The organism is Gordonia caeni (genome assembly GCF_039537105.1).
Lineage (GTDB): Bacteria > Actinomycetota > Actinomycetes > Mycobacteriales > Mycobacteriaceae > Gordonia > Gordonia caeni.
The window spans coordinates 101,880-118,101 of sequence record NZ_BAAAZW010000007.1; the positions used below are offsets into that span (position 1 = coordinate 101,880).

Annotated in this window: 14 protein-coding genes; 8 read left to right on the forward strand and 6 right to left on the reverse strand. The window is 71.4% G+C overall.

Going from position 1 to position 16,222, the window contains the following annotated elements; all coding sequences use genetic code 11:
• Window positions 1-8: 8 nt before the first annotated feature.
• Genes ABD732_RS12835 through ABD732_RS12850 form a run of 4 tightly spaced genes read right to left on the reverse strand, consistent with a single transcriptional unit; the run spans window position 9 to window position 5,157 of the window.
• Window positions 9-962: a phytoene/squalene synthase family protein gene (locus ABD732_RS12835; RefSeq protein WP_344784297.1), complete on the reverse strand. Its 954-nt coding sequence runs from the start codon at window positions 960-962 to the stop codon at window positions 9-11.
• Entirely contained in the window at window positions 955-2,508 is a 1,554-nt protein-coding gene (gene mptB / locus ABD732_RS12840) for a polyprenol phosphomannose-dependent alpha 1,6 mannosyltransferase MptB (protein WP_344784298.1), read from the reverse strand. Before mptB ends, ABD732_RS12835 begins: the two co-directional genes overlap by 8 nt.
• On the reverse strand, window positions 2,505-4,037 hold the full coding sequence (gene crtI, locus ABD732_RS12845; protein WP_344784299.1) for a phytoene desaturase family protein: 1,533 nt from the start codon (window positions 4,035-4,037) through the stop codon (window positions 2,505-2,507). Before crtI ends, mptB begins: the two co-directional genes overlap by 4 nt.
• A gap of 10 nt (window positions 4,038-4,047) precedes the next feature.
• The gene (locus ABD732_RS12850; protein ID WP_344784300.1) at window positions 4,048-5,157 is read right to left on the reverse strand and encodes a polyprenyl synthetase family protein; all 1,110 of its coding nucleotides are present in this window, start codon (window positions 5,155-5,157) and stop codon (window positions 4,048-4,050) included.
• Window positions 5,158-5,311: 154 nt separating this feature from the next.
• On the opposite strand from ABD732_RS12850, the gene ABD732_RS12855 reads away from it, so the two are divergent.
• The gene (locus ABD732_RS12855; RefSeq protein WP_344784301.1) at window positions 5,312-6,271 is read left to right on the forward strand and encodes a methylenetetrahydrofolate reductase; all 960 of its coding nucleotides are present in this window, start codon (window positions 5,312-5,314) and stop codon (window positions 6,269-6,271) included.
• A 12-nt stretch (window positions 6,272-6,283) separates the two neighbouring features.
• Here the strand turns inward: ABD732_RS12855 and ABD732_RS12860 are convergent, their stop codons facing one another.
• Together ABD732_RS12860 and ABD732_RS12865 are read right to left on the reverse strand one after the other, a co-directional pair.
• On the reverse strand, window positions 6,284-7,246 hold the full coding sequence (locus tag ABD732_RS12860) for an LppM family (lipo)protein (RefSeq protein ID WP_344784303.1): 963 nt from the start codon (window positions 7,244-7,246) through the stop codon (window positions 6,284-6,286).
• 57 nt (window positions 7,247-7,303) lie between these two features.
• Window positions 7,304-7,954, reverse strand: a complete 651-nt coding sequence (locus tag ABD732_RS12865) for a GNAT family N-acetyltransferase (RefSeq protein WP_344784305.1) — start codon at window positions 7,952-7,954, stop codon at window positions 7,304-7,306.
• Between the two features lie 294 nt (window positions 7,955-8,248).
• On the opposite strand from ABD732_RS12865, the gene ABD732_RS12870 reads away from it, so the two are divergent.
• From ABD732_RS12870 to ABD732_RS12900, 7 genes are all read left to right on the forward strand, one after another.
• Window positions 8,249-8,737, forward strand: coding sequence for an SAV_6107 family HEPN domain-containing protein (locus ABD732_RS12870; RefSeq protein ID WP_344784567.1), 489 nt, complete (start codon window positions 8,249-8,251; stop codon window positions 8,735-8,737).
• 168 nt (window positions 8,738-8,905) lie between these two features.
• Window positions 8,906-9,301 carry a DUF3040 domain-containing protein gene (locus ABD732_RS12875; RefSeq protein ID WP_344784307.1) on the forward strand — a complete coding sequence of 132 codons (396 nt, stop codon included), beginning with the start codon at window positions 8,906-8,908 and terminating at the stop codon, window positions 9,299-9,301.
• Between the two features lie 438 nt (window positions 9,302-9,739).
• Window positions 9,740-10,177, forward strand: coding sequence for a division/cell wall cluster transcriptional repressor MraZ (gene mraZ / locus ABD732_RS12880; RefSeq protein ID WP_344784309.1), 438 nt, complete (start codon window positions 9,740-9,742; stop codon window positions 10,175-10,177).
• A gap of 185 nt (window positions 10,178-10,362) precedes the next feature.
• Complete coding sequence (gene rsmH, locus ABD732_RS12885) at window positions 10,363-11,391, forward strand: 16S rRNA (cytosine(1402)-N(4))-methyltransferase RsmH (RefSeq protein ID WP_344784311.1); 1,029 nt, start codon at window positions 10,363-10,365, stop codon at window positions 11,389-11,391.
• Window positions 11,388-12,146, forward strand: coding sequence for a cell division protein FtsL (gene ftsL / locus ABD732_RS12890; protein ID WP_344784313.1), 759 nt, complete (start codon window positions 11,388-11,390; stop codon window positions 12,144-12,146). Before rsmH ends, ftsL begins: the two co-directional genes overlap by 4 nt.
• 22 nt (window positions 12,147-12,168) lie before the next feature.
• Window positions 12,169-14,001, forward strand: coding sequence for a peptidoglycan D,D-transpeptidase FtsI family protein (locus ABD732_RS12895; RefSeq protein WP_344784315.1), 1,833 nt, complete (start codon window positions 12,169-12,171; stop codon window positions 13,999-14,001).
• 139 nt (window positions 14,002-14,140) lie between these two features.
• Complete coding sequence (locus ABD732_RS12900; protein WP_425553047.1) at window positions 14,141-16,204, forward strand: UDP-N-acetylmuramoyl-L-alanyl-D-glutamate--2,6-diaminopimelate ligase; 2,064 nt, start codon at window positions 14,141-14,143, stop codon at window positions 16,202-16,204.
• Window positions 16,205-16,222: the final 18 nt, after the last annotated feature.

Here is a 16,222-nt window from a genome sequence, read left to right on the forward strand (position 1 = left end):
CCGCGCAGCTAGCGCCGGCCGCCGGTGAGTGCGGCCCATCCGGCATGGCGGAGCCGTCGCCGGACCGGCACCACGGCGCGGCGGGCGAAGACGTCGTACCCGGAGTCTTCGATCTCGGTGAGGATGTCCCCGTACGATCGCGCAGCGGCCGCGATGGCCGGGCGCGTGCGCGGTGGGAGCGCGGCCACCGCCGGTCCGGCTCGGCGGTACTGGTCGCGATTGATCGCGGTCAGGTGGGCGAGGGCGCGCCGCAGCGCCCTGCCGGGCCGTCCCCGCTCGGCATCGGCGCGCAGGGTTAGTTCGTCCACGCCGAAGGCCGCCGTCTCGGCGGACGGCAGATAGATGCGGTCGCGGTCGAGGTCTTCGGCCACGTCGCGCAAGAAGTTGGTCAGCTGGAAGGCTTCGCCCAGCAGGGCGGCGCCGGCGGCGACCTCGGTGTAGGAGACAGGTCCGGCCGGGGTGCAGCGGTCGGCGCCCGGTGCGACGCCGAGGATCGGAAGCATCTGCAAGCCGATGACCGAGGCCGAACCGTACGTGTACTCGCGCAGCTCGCCGAAAGTCCGATAGCGGTTGCGGAACTCGGCGGTGCCGGGGACGTCCATGCGCATCGAGTGCAGGAAGGCGGTGAAGGTCGCCGGGTCGATCGCGAAGCCGTCGACCGTGTCGGCCAGGGCTGCCAGCAGGCACCACTGATCGGGGGTCAGTGCCTGCGCCGGAGAACCGGGTGCGGGTGCGATCCCCGACAGCGCCGCGGTCAGGCCCGCCTCCACCGCGTCGAGGGCGGCCGCCTGCGCCGCCGGGACACCGTGGTCGTCGACGATGTCGTCGACCATGCGGGCGAAGCCGTACAGCGCGAACACACCGCGCCGTCGGCGCGCCGGCAGCAGCGCGGAGGCCAGATAGTAGGTGCGGCCGGCCCGCGCGGTCAGGGTGCGGGCGAGGGCGTAGCCGTCCTCAGACATCGGTGCGCGGCGTACTCGCGGAGACGGCCGGGGCGCCGCCGGGGATGTCCGGCGCGGTGTCGGCGGGCGGCACGGCGAACAGCCATCGGCCGGCCCGGCCCAGCCGCAGCGGATCGGTCCGGCCGAGGGACACCGCCGCCAGCACGCCCAGGGCGACGGCGATCAGCGTCTCGACGGGCTTGTAGAAGAGGATCGAGTCGTCCGGCTGGAAGACGATCAGGAAGTAGACGCTGATGCCGACCACCGACTGCCGCACCCACAGCGGCAGCGGGAAGGCGATCGCCAGGACCAGCGTCCACACGTAGTACCACGGCAGGGTCGAGGGCTCGAGCAGCAGCAGCGCGAGCATCGCCCAGGCCGCGCCGGCGACCGCGGTGCGGGCATCGGCGCGGAAACGCCACCACAGCCACACCAGCACGACCGCGAGCACCGCCTGGCCGATCGCCCGGGTCACCGGCAGCACCTCCTGCAGGTTCCAGACCTGCCAGGGCGCGGCGACGTAGGTGACGACGTGTCCGACCAGCGTGGGCACGGTGAACGGGTTGATGATCCGCGAGGCCCACGACAGACCGTTGATCCAGCCGATGCCGAGCCCCAGCAGCAGGGTGAACACCCCGAAGACCGCCGCGGGGATCAGCGCGGTGGCGGCGAAGACGCCCACCCGGTCCTTCCCGGTGACCGCGCGCTGCCGGCGGAGCTGATCCAGCCAGATCCAGACGACGAAGGGGATCGCGATGGCGGCGGTGATCTTGATCGACGCCGCCACCCCGAGCAGCAACAGGCCCCAGACGGGCCGGTCGGTGACCGCGAGGGCGACTCCGGCGGCCAGAAAGCCCATCATCAGCAGTTCCAGGTGCGGTCCGGCGACCAGGTGGGCCAGCAGCATCGGATTGAGCAGCACCAGCCACAGCGCCATGCGGCGGGACGCGCCGAACCGGGCGGCGAGTGCCGGCAGGGCCCACAGGCACAGTGCCAGACCCGCCAGCAGCACCACGCGCATCAGCAGGACCCCGCCGAAGACGTTCTCCCCGGTCACGGCGACCACACCGCGGGCCAGCAGCATGAACGCGGGACTGTACGGCGACGTGGTGGGCGCCCAGATCTGCGCCATCGAGTCGACGATCGGGCCGGGGTGGTGCGCCGGGCCGTCGTAGTACGGATCGAAGCCCTGCGCGAGCACCATCGCCTGTCCGAGATAGGCGTAGACGTCGCGGCTGAACACCGGGATCGCGAACACCATCGGGGCAGCCCAGGCGCACACGGTCCAGCGGGCGGCGCGCACGCTGAGTCCGCTGGTGCGCCCGGCCAGGGCGCGTCCGATCCGCACCCACGCGATCACCATCAGCGCCGCACCGCCCCAGAACACCAGCCACGACAGCGTCTTGCCGTGCCCGTAGCTCATCGGGGCCAAGCCGAGACGGGCGAGGGTGTGGTCGTTGCGGGGGATGTCGCCCAGCCCGTAGGTGCCGACGCTGAGTGCCAGGGCGCCGAGGAAGCCCAGGACGGCATCGGGGTGCCACCGGGACCGGAATCGGCGCGTGGTCACCGGACGCCCCCCTCGGCGGCGGGCGCCGGGCGTGCCCCGGCCAGGCGGGCGCTGACCCGATCGGCGGCCAGTCCGCCGGACACCAGGACCGGGGGGATGCCGACGCCGGGGACGGTCGCGCTGCCGGCCAGGAACAGATTGTCCAGGCCGGGCCAGGTGTTCCGGGTGCGCAACGGTCCGGTCTGGGCGACGGTGTGGGCCGCGGAGAAGGGGGTGCCCGCCGGCAGACCGGCCCGCAGCCAGCTGCGCGGATGATCGATGCGCAATACGCGCAGACCGTCGATACCGGGGTAGCCGCGCGCGGCGAGGGTGGCGAGCACCTCGGTCACATAGGGGCCGGCGACCCCGTCCCAGTCCAGGGGAGCGCTTTCGAGGTTGGGGGCGGGCGCCAGCACGGAGACCGATTCGAAGCCGCCGGCGGCGAAGGTCCCCGGATCGCTCACCGCGGCGCGGGTGATCAGGAATGAGCCGTCGGACATGACCCGGCCGGGCCGGCCGGTGATCTCGGCGAAGGTCTGGGACCAGGCCGCACCGAAATCGAGGGTGTGGTGGCCGGCCGCCCAGGCTTCGGTGGTGCCCGTGGGCAGGACTCCGTGGGCGACGACGGCGCTGGGCGAGTACCGAAGCCTGCGCCGGGGCCGTGTGCCGAGCAGACCTGCGACGTTGTCGCGCTCGGTGGTGGCGATCACCGCGTCGGCGGCGATCGTCTCGCCGTCCACCACCACACCGGTGACCGACCCGGAGTCGCAGACCAGTGCCTCCGCACGCGTCCCGTAGTGGAGGACGGCGCCGGCGTCGGCGAGTGCGCCGGCCATCACCTGCCCGATCCGTCCCATGCCGCCCGTCGGTGCCCACAGGCCCCGGCCGATGTCCATGTCGGCGATGATCGCGTAGATGGCGCGGGCGCGGTGCGGGGGGACACCGGCGTACAGCGCTTGGAAGGTGAAAGCGCGCTGGACGCGTTCGTCGGCGACGAATCGTGCGACCGCGCCGGTGAGCCCACCCAGGGCGCGGAGCCTGATCAGTCGTGCTGCAGCGCTGCGGGTTTCGGCGCCCGCCAGATCCGTCAGGCCGCCGTAGTTGCGGTCGATGAAGGTGCCGAACTCGGCGTCGTACACCCGTCGGAGCCACGCCAGCAGCTCGGTGGTGCCGCGGGCCGCCTGCGGGCCGAAGGCGCGGGTCACCGCGGCGGGGATGTCGGAGGCGCGGTGCGGCAGGGCCAGGGTGGTGCCGTCGGCGTAGTTCATCACGTACCCGGGATCGACGGGGCGCAGCGCCAGTGCGTCTAACACCGCCGACGGCGCCAGTCCCAGCTCGGCCAGGGGATCGGTGATCAGCTCCGGCATGGTGAGAATCGTTGCGCCGGTGTCGAATCGGTGACCGGCGAGAGTCTCGGTACGCACCAGGCCGCCGGGGGTTCCGGTGGCCTCGACGACGGTGACCGCGAAGCCGCGGCCGCGCAGGCGGGCGGCCGCGGCCAGACCGGAGAGGCCGGCGCCGATGACGACGACGTGAGGAACGGACGGCATGGGTGAACCCTCAGGCCTGGCGGTGGGCGATGCGGTGGGCCAGGGCGGCCAGATCGTCCCGGGCGGTGGCGGACACGTCCAGCCCGGAGATCTCGGCCAGGGCCGCGGTGAGATGGTCGTCGATCTGTCGCTCGACCTCGGCGAGGGCGCCCGATTCGGTGAGGATGCCCCGGGCCGTGGCCAACTCGGCGGCCGACAGGTTCCGCCCCAGGAGTCCGCGGAGGGTGTCGGCGGTGGCCGGATCGGAGCCGGCCAGGGCGAGGGCGACCAGCACGGTGCGTTTGCCGGCCGTCAGATCGTCGCCGGAGGGCTTCCCGGTCTGTTCCGGATCGCCGACGGCGCCCAGCAGGTCGTCGCGCAGTTGGAAGGCCAGGCCGAGGCCGGTTCCGATCCGGCGTAGCGCGGCCGACAGTTCCGGCGACGAATCCCCCAGGGCCGCACCGATCTCCAGCGGGCGGGCGACGGTGTAAGCGGCGGTCTTGTACTCCATGACGCGGTAGGCGGCGTCGACGGACTCGTCGGCGGAGACCTCGTTGGTGATGTCGAGCAACTGGCCGCCGAGGACCTCGGTGCGCATCCTGGACCACAGCGCTCCGGCGGCCGGCGGCAGCACGGCGGGGACCGGGGCGTCCGGGACCGGGACATGGCCGTGCACCAGATCGTCGGCCCACGCCAGGGCGAGGTCGCCGACCAGGATCGCCACCGAACTGCCGTGATGGGCGCTGTCGCCGGCCCAGGCCGACTCGTCGTGTTCGGCCTCGAATCGGCGGTGCACCGTCGGATTTCCGCGGCGGGTGTCGCTGCGGTCGAGGATGTCGTCGTGGATCAGCGCGCAGGCCTGGATCAGTTCGATGGCGGCCCCTACGCGGACCACCAGCGGTTCGGAGACCGGCGGGGCGGGTGCGGTGGCCGGCCGATCGGCCGCGGACACCGCGCACTGCCAGCCGGCATGGACGAACAGCGGCCGGAGTCGCTTGCCGCCGCCGAGGACGAACTCCTCCAGCGCCGTCCCGGCCCGGGTCACCACCGGAGAGATCTCGTCGAGGGCGGTGGAGGTGGCGCAGAAGAAGTCCTGCAGGACCTCCGCGACGGCGCCGGGCACCTGCTGCTGACTCAACACGCGGGTAAGCCTACCGGGACACCCGGCACCGCCCGAACTCCGCCGGAAGGGGGTGCTACCCGAGGGGGCGCGGGAGGTCAAGCCCCTTCGGTGCCCTGCACAAAACTCCGTCGGCGAATCGGCTCGCCCGGCCCCGATCCGTAATATCGGGTGGGTGAGTGCCATTTCCGCTGACCCGGCCGGACAGTCGTCCGTCGTCGAACGCATCGCCGCCCCGCACAGCGGGCCGGTGCCCTTCTCCGTCGAGTTCTTCCCGCCCCGATCCGAGGCGGAAGAGGCGCGACTGTGGCATGCCGTGCGGGTCTTCGAGCGAATGAACCCGGCCTTCGTCTCCCTCACCTACGGGGCGGGGGGCTCCACCCGGGACCGCACCGTGCGCATCGCCGGTGAACTGGCGACGTCGACGACGCTCACCACGGTGGCGCACCTCACCGCGGTGAACCACAGCGTCGACGAACTCCGCGGCCTGGTCGGCGCGTACGCCGACAAGGGCATCACCAACCTGCTCGCCCTGCGCGGCGATCCGCCCGGTGATCCGATGGGCGAGTGGATCGCTCACCCCGAAGGCGTGCGATACGCCACCGAACTGGTGGAGCTGATCGGATCGCTCGGCGACTTCCACACCGGCGTCGCCTCGTTCCCCGAAGGGCACCATCGCGCGCCGAACCTGGCCGCCGACACCGGGAACCTGGTGCGCAAGCTGCGGGCCGGTGCCGAGTACTCGGTGACCCAGATGTTCTTCGACGTGGAGGACTTCCTGCGGCTGCGCGACCGCGTGGTGGCCGCCGACCCCGAACAGGGTGCCAAGCCGCTGATCCCCGGGATCATGCCGATCACCTCGCTGCAGAGTGTCCGGCGGATGGTGGAGTTGTCGGGCAGTGTGTTGCCGGCGGCCACGGCCGACCGGCTGGCCGCCGCAGCCGGGGACGGCCCGGAAGAGGACCGCGCCGCGGTCCGCGCGGTCGGCATCGACCTGTGTACCGAAATGGCGGAGCGGCTGATCGCCGAAGGCGTGCCGTGCCTGCACTTCTGCAGCCTCAACTTCGCGCGGGCGACCAGCGAAGTGCTCGAGCGGCTGGGCGTGGACACGCGCGGGGCACTGGCCCCCGCCTGAGTCCGATACGGGTCACGCCCCGGGGCGTGCCCCGTCCTCGCCGGCCGTTTCCTCGCCGACGGTCTTCTCCCCGGCGGCGCGTCCGGCGTCGGCCGCGGTGGCACCGTCCTGCTCGCCGCTCGTCGCGGCCCCGGGCTGTGCGCTCTCGGCTTCCGGATTCTGCTCGCCGCCGGCCGCCGAGTCGGACTTGCGGCGGCGGACGCGCTTGCCCAAACCGGCGAGAGCCGCGGGAACGGCGGTCTGCTTCTGATCGGCGGGCGGGGTGTACCGAGGAGTCTTGTCCCGGAGGCGGTAGGCCGTCGCCGCCACCACCGCCACGATCGCCAGACACAGCAGCACGACGAACCAGGTCCACCCCGGCAGCGCCGCAGTGGCCGGATCCGGGTACTCGGCGTCGGCGTTGAACTCGGCGTTCTGCTCCGGTTCGGGGACCCAGGTGACCGATGAGTCGCCCGCCAGATTGCCGTTGGTGGCGACCACGGGACCGTCGAAGTCGACGGTGATGGACAGATAGTAGGTGTTCGGCGGCAGCGCGGTGAGCGCTGCGCCCCCGCGCAGCCGGACGATGTCGCCGCTGCGGGTGGCGTTCAGGTCGACGGTGGCGCCGGAGTCGAGGGCGCTGGAGATGATCTCCCCGAGCTGGGAGAACTGACCGGCGGTCAGATCGGTGTAGGTCATCCGGGACCCGACTTTGCCCGTGGTGGAGGTCTGCTCGTCCTCGGCGTCGCGCGAAGTCCACTCGTTCGGGAACGGGGTCACCGACACCGATCCGGACATCGAGGCGGGGACGTCGAAGGTGGGGGCGGCGGGACTGGCCTCCGGGGTGGCCGCGACCACCACGAAGCCGGAGAACTGATCACCGACATGCTCCGACCGCGTCATACAGCCGCTGAGCAGCGGGATCAGCGCGAGCAGGGCGACGCAGGCCAGGGCCGGCAACCGGCGCGGAACCTGGGGGCGGTGGAGGGAAGGCACGCCTGACATCGTGCCAGAGTCTCCAGGTGATCGCGGTGAGCGGCGCGGTCGCGTCCGTCAGACCGCGGCGTGCCGCCCGGTCGGCAGCGGCAGGTCGCGGCCCAGGAAGGCGAAGGGTCGCGGATCGCCGGCGAAGGTGAAGTCGCGCAGGACGTCGGTGAAGCCCATCCGGCGGTACAGCGACCACGCCCGATTCTCCTCGCCGCGCACCTCCGGGGTGGAGAGCAGGACGCGGGACTCGGGCCGTGCGTCCAGCAAGCGCTGCAAGAGGGCCTCGCCGATACCGCGCCCCTGGGCGAACGGATGCACGTGCAGTTCGGTGAGCTCGAAGTAGTCGGCGGTGATCGCCTCGATCTGCTCGGGGGAATGGCCCCGTCGTGCCAGCCCCGTGCGCAGCTGACGGTTCCACCATTGGTCGGGGGCGCCGGTGTAGCCGTAGGCCACGCCGGCCATGATCTCGTTGTCGGCGGTCCAGGACGAACGCACCCGGAGCCGGGCGTAGGTGGGCTGCATCAGTTCGCTGGGCGAAGCCGGCGCCAGCGCTGCGACGGCGATCCAGCCGGGACGGTACAGATGATCTCGCCACAGCCCGATGCGTCCGCGCTCGGTGCCGCGGGGATAGCGCATCGCCGTCACATAGGTGTGCACCGCCTGGTCCAGCCAGGCATGTGCATCGTCGGCGGGAAGTGCGGTGAGCCGTACCGGCATGGTGCCTCCCCTGGCCGTGTCGGCCTCATCGCGGCAGCGGGAGCGCCGGTGCGCGCCCGAGGAGCTCGTTGCTCCGTTCCGGAGACATTATCGCCACTTGCCACACGGGGTGGGCGGGGGCTAGCCTCATTGTGTCGAACATCAGTTCGATCATCGACGTGGCGGGCCGGCGGGGAAGACGCCGGCCCGCCGCTCGTGCGGATTCGGCATCCCGGGATCGGCCCCCGACCCGATTGCCGGGCGGGATTGTCGGTGGTGCATGAGACGTTCTCCTTGACGAAAGGAGACGACGCGATGGCCCAGACCAGCAGACGGCGCGCAGTGCCGGCGCGACCGGCGCCCGTCGACCCCCGTGTGGTTCACCGCAGCCGAGACCTGCTCGACCGCGCCGAGGTGCTCTTCGACGAGGCTTCGGGGGTCGCCGACGACGGGGCCGAGCGATTCCGGCAGTTCTATCTGGCCGCCATCCGCGCGGCGGGGGCGGTCCTGGCCGTGTACGAACCTCCCGGTCCGGTGCGTAGGCGCCGTAACGCGCGCGATGCCTGGAGCCGGATCAAGGCGGTCGCCCCGCAGTACGCCGATCTGGCCGAGTACTTCGGCGGTCTGTCGGTGATGCGCTCCCGGGTGGAGGCGGGGCTGGTGCGGCACGTCGACGACACCCTGTGTGCCCGCGTCGAGCGGCGCGCGGCCGAATTCCTCGATGCCGCCGACGCCAGTCTGCTCGCCTACGAGCAGGGACGCCTGCCCGGCGCCGATCGTTCCGAACACGTCTTGGGCGCCTGAGCAGTGCTTCGTCGCCGCTGCATGCCCGCGGCGGGCGGTCGATTCCGGTCGCGCGGCGCCCTGGCGGGAGGTTATGGTGGTCGGCGGCGAGTTCTGCTCCTATCATGGAGAGAAGCAGGCGTCGAGGTCCCGTCGTTTGTGTCGCTCGGACAGTAAGGGAGGAGCGCGGTGCCGCTTTCGGAACATGAGCAGCGGATGCTCGACGAGATTGAGAGCGCGCTGTACGCCGAAGACCCGAAGTTCGTCTCAAGCGTCAGCAAGCAGCGTGTGGGGCGCCCCAATGCCCGGCGCCAGTGGCAGGCCGCTCTGCTGCTGCTGCTCGGGTTGGCGCTTCTGGTGGGCGGCCTGATGGTCGATATCCAGGTCGGCGAGTTGAAGATCCTCAGCCTGGTCGGATTCTTCGTGATGTTCGCGGGCGGCCTGTTGCTGTTGCTCGCGCCGCGTGGCGGCGCCGAGTCGGCGAGCTCGGGCGGCGGCGGCAAGAAGAAGCAGTCGTCCAAGGGGTCACTGAGTTCACGTATGGAGGATCGCTTCAACCGGCGCTTCCACCAGGACGGTCACTGACCGATACCACCGCGGCCTGACGGTCGCACGATTCCCGCGACGGGGGTCGTCGTCTCCACGGAGACGACGGCCCCCGTTTCGCATCGCCGACCCGGGGTTCCGCCGGCGTTCCTCCGGCGACGGAACCGGGGCCCGCCGCTGATCCCCACCCTCTCCCACCCCGATCACCCACTTTGCCCCACCCGGGACCCCATATGAGTCCCACTGGCCACTTCTATGCTGTTCAGGCCCAATGCTCGTGTCTGATATGTGACTTGCGACTCGCGGCGCGCCTGAGAATCCTCACGATGAAAGTCCTTTGACCTGGCTATATAGGCGATGGTGGTGGGAAAGTGGGGTGTGCGGGGTGGAAAGTGGTGGAAAGTGGGGTAATATGGTGCACATCGATGAGGAGGAATCCGGAACCTCCCCGCCGATACCGGGGCAGGAGGTGACGGCGTGGCTGGTTTCGTCGGCACCTACTCACCGAAGCTGGACGACAAGGGCCGACTCACGTTGCCGGCCAAGTTCCGAAACGCACTGTCAGGAGGGGTCGTGGTCACTCAAGGCCTGGATCACAGCCTGTCGGTGTATCCGGCGGAGGAGTTCGACGCCACCGCCCAGAAGGCGAACCAGGCGTCGCGCAACGACCCGGAGGCCCGTGCCTTCGTCCGGCTCATGCTGGCCGGCGCCGACGAGCAGACGCTCGACGGTCAGGGCCGAGTGCATCTGTCCGCGGGACTCCGCGGATGGGCGCGCCTGCAGAAGGACTGCGTGGTCACCGGGCAGTACGACCACCTGGAGATCTGGGACGCCACCCGCTGGGCGGAGTACCAGGCAGCGCACGAGGAGGCCTTCGCGGCCGGCGGCTCCGCCGCTCTGGACGCGATCGTCTAGGACAAATGAAGAACTGGACTGCTGCGGTGAGGCGAGGCCTCGGCCCGGCCGACCCTGACGTACTTCCCCAACGCCAGGTGCGACTCGGGCGGGGACCCCGCCTCACCGCAGTTCCGTTTCTTCACCGCAGTCCCACCGGACCCGCAGCGAATCACCCACCGGCAGCGACAGACAGGGGAGAGGCGATGGCCGTACCGCCGTCCTCGTCGGGGCAGCCTTCTCATCGTTCGGGCGACCACGGGCACGTCCCGGTGATGGCCGACCGCATGGTCGGTCTCCTGCTGCCCGCGCTGACCCGGACCGATCCGGACGGCACCGGTGCGGTACTGGTGGACGGCACCCTGGGCGCCGGCGGGCACACCGAACTCTTCCTGTCCCGGCTGCCCGGGCTCGTCGTCCACGGCATCGACCGCGACGAACACGCCCTCGCGATCGCCCGGGAGCGCCTCGCGCCCTTCGGTGACCGCGTGCGGTTCCACCACGCGCGCTACGACCAGATCGGCCGGGTGGCCGCAGAAGCGGGCCTGGACGCCGTCGACGGCATCCTGCTCGACTTGGGGGTGTCGTCGATGCAGCTCGACCAGGCCGACCGCGGCTTCGCCTACGCGGTGGATGCGCCCCTGGACATGCGCATGAACGACGACGACCCGCTCACCGCAGCCGACGTCCTCAACACCTACGACCACGGTTCCCTGGCGCGAGTGCTCAGCGAGTACGGCGAGGAGCGCTTCGCCGGGAAGATCGCCTCAGCGGTGATCCGCGCGCGACAGCAGGAGCCGTTCACCACCAGCGGGCGGCTGGTGGAGCTGCTGTACGCCACCATCCCGGCCGCCACCCGGCGTACCGGCGGACACCCGGCCAAGCGCACTTTCCAGGCCCTGCGGATCGAGGTGAACCGCGAGCTGGACTCGTTGCGCGCGGTGGTCCCGGCCGCTCTGGAGCTGCTCGCGGTGGGCGGGCGCCTGGCGGTCATGAGCTACCAATCCCTGGAGGACCGCATCGTCAAGCGCGACTTCGCACAAGCTGCACGGAACACCACTCCCGCCGGGCTCCCGGTGGACCTGCCCGGGACCGCGGCGCACTTCGCGCTGGTCACTCGCGGCGCAGAGCAGGCCGACGAACAGCAGCGGCAGGAGAACCCGCGCAGTGCCCCGGTCCGGGTCCGGGCCATCGAGAGGATCGCCGCGGCGACTGACGAGAGGAATCGGGGATGACCCTTCTCGACGACCGTCCGTCCACCCGGCGCCGCGCCGCCGCGCCGGCGTCGCGGCCGGTTCCCGCCCGCGAAGTCTCCGCCCGCCGGCCCCGGCGCAGTGCCGGACCGGTCCCCAAGAAGCCGTCGGGAGCCCTGTCCGGTCTGGCCGACATGCCCTTCATCGTGCCGATCGTCCTGCTGGTGATCGGGGCTCTGGGCCTGACGCTGTACCTGTCGGCCAAGGCCGCTCAAGACTCGTACGCCCTGGAATCGGTCCGCCAGCAGCACCAGGCGCTCACCGACAAGCGCGACAACCTCAAGCGCACGGCCGACTCCGGCGACTCCGCTCCGGAACTGTCCGACAAGGCGGCCAAGCTGGGCATGGTGCCTGCCACGGATGCGCCGCACCTGGTCGTCGGCCCGGACGGCAAGGCGCGACTGAAGGGAACGCTGGGCCCGGTGGAGGGTCGTCGTCTCGGCTCGCTGAATCCGGCTCCCGATCCGGTCTCGCAGATCGACGCCAGCAAGGTCGACGATTCGGGCGGTCTGGGCGGCACACCGGCACCCGCCTCCAGTGCTCCGGCGCCGGGCACCGACGGCTCCAGCGCCCAGACTCCCGCGCCGGACGCCCCCGAGGGGCAGGCGCCGGCGGAGTCGGGGGCACCCGCCGCGCCGACGATGACCACCCCGGAAGATCCGGCGCGCGCCCCGGCTCCGAACGTCCTGCCATCCGGCGCCGCCACGCCGAACCGCAATACCGCCACCGGCCGCTGACACAGGAGAGGATGAAGACATCATGACCTCTCCTCGACCCCCGGCCGTCGGCGGCGATCTGCCCCCTCGGCGGTTCCTCGGTCGCATCCGGATTCTCACGGTGCTGGCGCTGGCCATCGCCCTGGCGGTGGCCGGGCGTCTGGTCTGGATCAACGTCGTCGACTCGGGCGACCTCGCCGCGCAGGCGGCGCAGCAGCGCGAGGACGTCGTCACCCTGTACGCCAAGCGCGGGGCGATCCTGGACCGGCACGACCGTCCGCTGGCCTACACCGGCGAGGCCCGCGCGTTGACCTTCCTTCCGCGCGCGGTGCGCAAGTCGATCACCGAGGAGCACAAGAAGAACGACCAGCTGCCCGACGTGGACACCCGCCTGCGTGAGATCGCCGACGGCGTGTCCACCGAGCTGGGCGAATCGATCTCGCCGGAGGACCTGCTCGCCAAGCTCACCTCCGACGACCCGTTCGTCTACCTGGCGCGCTCGGTGAGCCCGGAGACCGCGAACCGCATCACCTCCGAGTACCCCGAAGTGGGCGCCGACCCGCAGGCCATCCGGATCTATCCGGGCGGATCGCTGGCGGCCAACGTGGTCGGCAACGTCAACTTCGACGGCAACGGGCTGATCGGCCTGGAGTCCTCACTGGACCCGATCCTGGCCGGGATGAACGGCACCGAGACCATCGATCGCGGATCGGACGGCGCCATCATCCCGGGCAGCAAGCGCAACGTGCACCCGGCGATCGACGGCAAGACCGTCAAGCTGACCCTCGATTCCGACATCCAGTGGTTCGTGCAGGCGCAGGTCAATGCCGCCAAGAAGAACTCGGGCGCGCAGAACGCCTCGGCAGTGGTGCTCGACGCGCAGACCGGCGAAGTCCTGGCCATGGCCAACGACAGCACGTTCAACGCCTCCCGGCCGATGTCGGAACAGTCCGACGCCGACCTGGGCAACCGCGCCGTCACCTCGCCGTTCGAGCCGGGGTCGGTGAACAAGCTGGTAGTGGCCTCGGCCGCCATCGAGTACGGGCTGACCACGCCGGACGAGGTGCACCGGGTGCCCGGCTCGATCGAGATGTCGGGCATCACCGTGAAAGACGCCTGGGAGCACGGCCTCGCGTCGTACACCACCACCGGGATCTTCGGTAAGTCGTCCAACGTCGGCACCCTGATGCTGGCGCAGAAGGTCGGGGAGAAGCGGTTCGCCGACCTGCTCACCGATTTCGGTCTGGGCCAGCGCACCGGCGTCGGCCTGCCCGCCGAGAGTGCCGGCGAGGTGCCGGCGCTCAGCCAGTGGTCGGGCGGCTCCTTCGCCAACCTCCCGATCGGGCAGGGTCTGTCGATGACGCTGCTGCAGATGACGTCGATGTACCAGGCGATCGCCAACGACGGTGTGCGCGTGCCCCCACGAGTCCTGGTGCCCGCCGACGGCGAACGCGGTGCGGGCTTCAGCGAGGCCGAGCCGGTGCGGGTGGTCAGCCCGGAGACGGCGACCACCGTCCGCAAGATGTTCCAGGCGGTGATGCAGAACGATCCCACCGGCGTGCAGAACGGCACCGGCGCGCAGGGCGCGATCGAGGGTTACCAGACCTCGGGCAAGACCGGCACCGCCCAGCAGGTGGACCCGAGCTGCAACTGCTACTCCCGGTCGAGCTACAACATCACCTTCGCCGGGATCGCTCCCGCCGAGGACCCGCGTTACGTGGTCGGCATCATGCTGGACAACCCGGTGCGCAGCTCCGACGGCAGCGGAGGCCAGTCTGCGGCACCGCTGTTCAGCACCATCGGATCGTGGCTCCTGCAGCACGAGAAGGTGCCGTACTCGTCGGGCAAGACTCCCCGGCAGAAGCTGGAAGCATAGGCTCGTCCCTGACACGGCCGGACCCCGCCTGTCAGGATGGCCAGACCGGCTCACCGGCCGGCCGGGCCGTCTGGACGGCGGTGAGGGCTTGAGAGAAGGGCTGAATCCCACAGTGGCGGAGAAGTCGACGCAGACGCCGATGCGACCGGAGCACCCGGCCGGAGCCGACCTGTACCAACTCGCCGAACTGTCCGGTGGAGAACTGGTCGGTGCTGACCGGACCGTTCTCGGCGCGACCCTGCGGGCGCAGGACGCAGCGCCCGGCGATCTCTTCGCCGCGCTGCCCGGCAGCAAGGTGCACGGCGCCCGGTTCGCCGCCGACGCGGTCGCCGCCGGCGCCGTCGCGGTACTGACCGACGCCGAGGGGCTTCGCCTGCTGCGGGCGCAGCCGGCCACGGCAGACGTCCCGGTGCTGGTGCACGACGCACCGCGGGAGATCCTCGGAGTGGTCTCGGCCCGCATCTACGGCGACCCGTCCCGGCAGCTCACCCTGATCGGTATCACCGGCACCTCGGGCAAGACCACCACCGCCTACCTCACCGAGGCCGCCCTGCGCGCGGACGGCCGGGTGGTCGGTCTGATCGGGACCGTGGAGATCCGGATCGACGGTGTCCGGGTGCCCAGCTCGCTGACCACACCGGAAGCCCCGGATCTGCAGCGGATGTTCGCGGTGATGCTCGAGCGCGGCGTCGATTCGGTGGTGATGGAGGTGTCCAGCCACGCGCTGAGCCTCGGCCGCGTCGACGGCGCCCGTTTCGCGATCGGCGGCTTCACCAACCTCTCCCAGGACCACCTGGACTTCCATCGCACGATGGAGGAGTACTTCACGGCGAAATCCCGGCTGTTCGACGGTGCGTCGTCCGTGCGCGCCGGTGAGGCGCTGGTCGTCGTCGACGACAGCTGGGGCGAGCGGATGGCGCAGGTGGCTCGCCGCGGGGCCGAAAGGCTGGCGACGGTGTCGACCACCGGTGAGGCGGGGTGGTCGGTGACCGCCGGGATCTCCGCCGATGCGGGCTCGCAGACCGTTCTGATGACCGATCCCGGTGGCGCCGAGCACGTGCTGACCGTGCCGCTGCCCGGGGCCTACAACGTGGCGAACGCCCTGCTGGCGGTGGGGCTGGCGGCAACCGCCGGCGTGCCGGTCGAGACCGCGATCGGCGGGTTGGCCGCGGTCGCGGTGCCCGGGCGGCTGGAGAAGGTCGATCGCGGGCAGGACTTCCTGGCCGTCGTCGACTACGCGCACAAACCGGCCGCCGTGGAGGCGGTCCTGGCGACCCTGGCGGCCCAGACCCGCGGGCGCATCGCGGTGGTGATCGGTGCCGGCGGCGACCGCGACACCGAGAAGCGGCCCCTGATGGGGGCGGCCGCGGCCCGCGGCGCCGATCTGCTGATCATCACCGACGACAATCCGCGCACCGAAGATCCCGCGGCGATCCGCGCGGCGGTCCGGGCCGGCGCCGACGCGGTGCCCGGCGACCAGCGCCGCGCCGCCTCGATCATCGAGACGGCGGACCGGGCGCGGGCGATCGCCGAGGCCGTCGAATGGGCCGAGCCCGGCGACGTGGTGCTGGTGGCCGGCAAGGGACACGAGACCGGGCAGGAGATCGCCGGGGTCAAGCACCCCTTCGATGATCGGGAGGTGCTGGCCGCCGCACTGGACCGGCGGCGGCCAGAGCCGGCCGCCGACCCGGCGGTGCTCGCCGTGTACATCGATGGCGGAGCGGCGAGCCTGGACAGCACGCGCACCCTGCTGCGTTCGGTCCTCGTCGAGGCCGCCGAGCAGGCGGTGGGCAGCGCCCACCGCACACCGGGCGCCGACAGCGCCGAAGGTCGTCGCACCTGGGCGTTCTTCGGGGAGTTTGGCAGCCGCGACGAGGACGAGAACGCCCGCTGCGTGGCGCACGACCTACTCGGGCGCCTCGCGGTGCGCCTGGCCGTCGACCAGACCGTAGCCGTCGGTCCGACCCGGGTGGCACGCGCGCTCTACCAGGGCGCCATCCAGGAGGGGTCCTGGGGCGAGGAGGCCGCGTTTTATCCGACCGCGGACGACCTGCTCGCGCAGCTGCGGGCGGACGCGGGCACCCCGGCCGCGCCGAGGGCCGGCGACGTGGTTCTGGTGGCCGGCGGATCGGGCCTGGTAGAGGCGCTGGTGGCGCACTGGCGGGACCAACCGGACCTGGATGTGCGCGTGCACACACGGTGACGGTCGTGTATCGGTCGT

What these genes read in the sequence shown, in the direction of transcription:
- ABD732_RS12865 (WP_344784305.1), bottom strand. Translation starts at nt 7,954, where the DNA reads ATGCCGGTACGGCTCACCGCACTTCCCGCCGACGATGCACATGCCTGG.
- ftsL (WP_344784313.1), top strand. Translation starts at nt 11,388, where the DNA reads ATGACCCTTCTCGACGACCGTCCGTCCACCCGGCGCCGCGCCGCCGCG.
- ABD732_RS12870 (WP_344784567.1), top strand. Translation starts at nt 8,249, where the DNA reads ATGGCCCAGACCAGCAGACGGCGCGCAGTGCCGGCGCGACCGGCGCCC.
- ABD732_RS12895 (WP_344784315.1), top strand. Translation starts at nt 12,169, where the DNA reads ATGACCTCTCCTCGACCCCCGGCCGTCGGCGGCGATCTGCCCCCTCGG.
- ABD732_RS12835 (WP_344784297.1), bottom strand. Translation starts at nt 962, where the DNA reads ATGTCTGAGGACGGCTACGCCCTCGCCCGCACCCTGACCGCGCGGGCC.
- crtI (WP_344784299.1), bottom strand. Translation starts at nt 4,037, where the DNA reads ATGCCGTCCGTTCCTCACGTCGTCGTCATCGGCGCCGGCCTCTCCGGT.
- rsmH (WP_344784311.1), top strand. Translation starts at nt 10,363, where the DNA reads ATGGCCGTACCGCCGTCCTCGTCGGGGCAGCCTTCTCATCGTTCGGGC.
- ABD732_RS12900 (WP_425553047.1), top strand. Translation starts at nt 14,141, where the DNA reads ATGCGACCGGAGCACCCGGCCGGAGCCGACCTGTACCAACTCGCCGAA.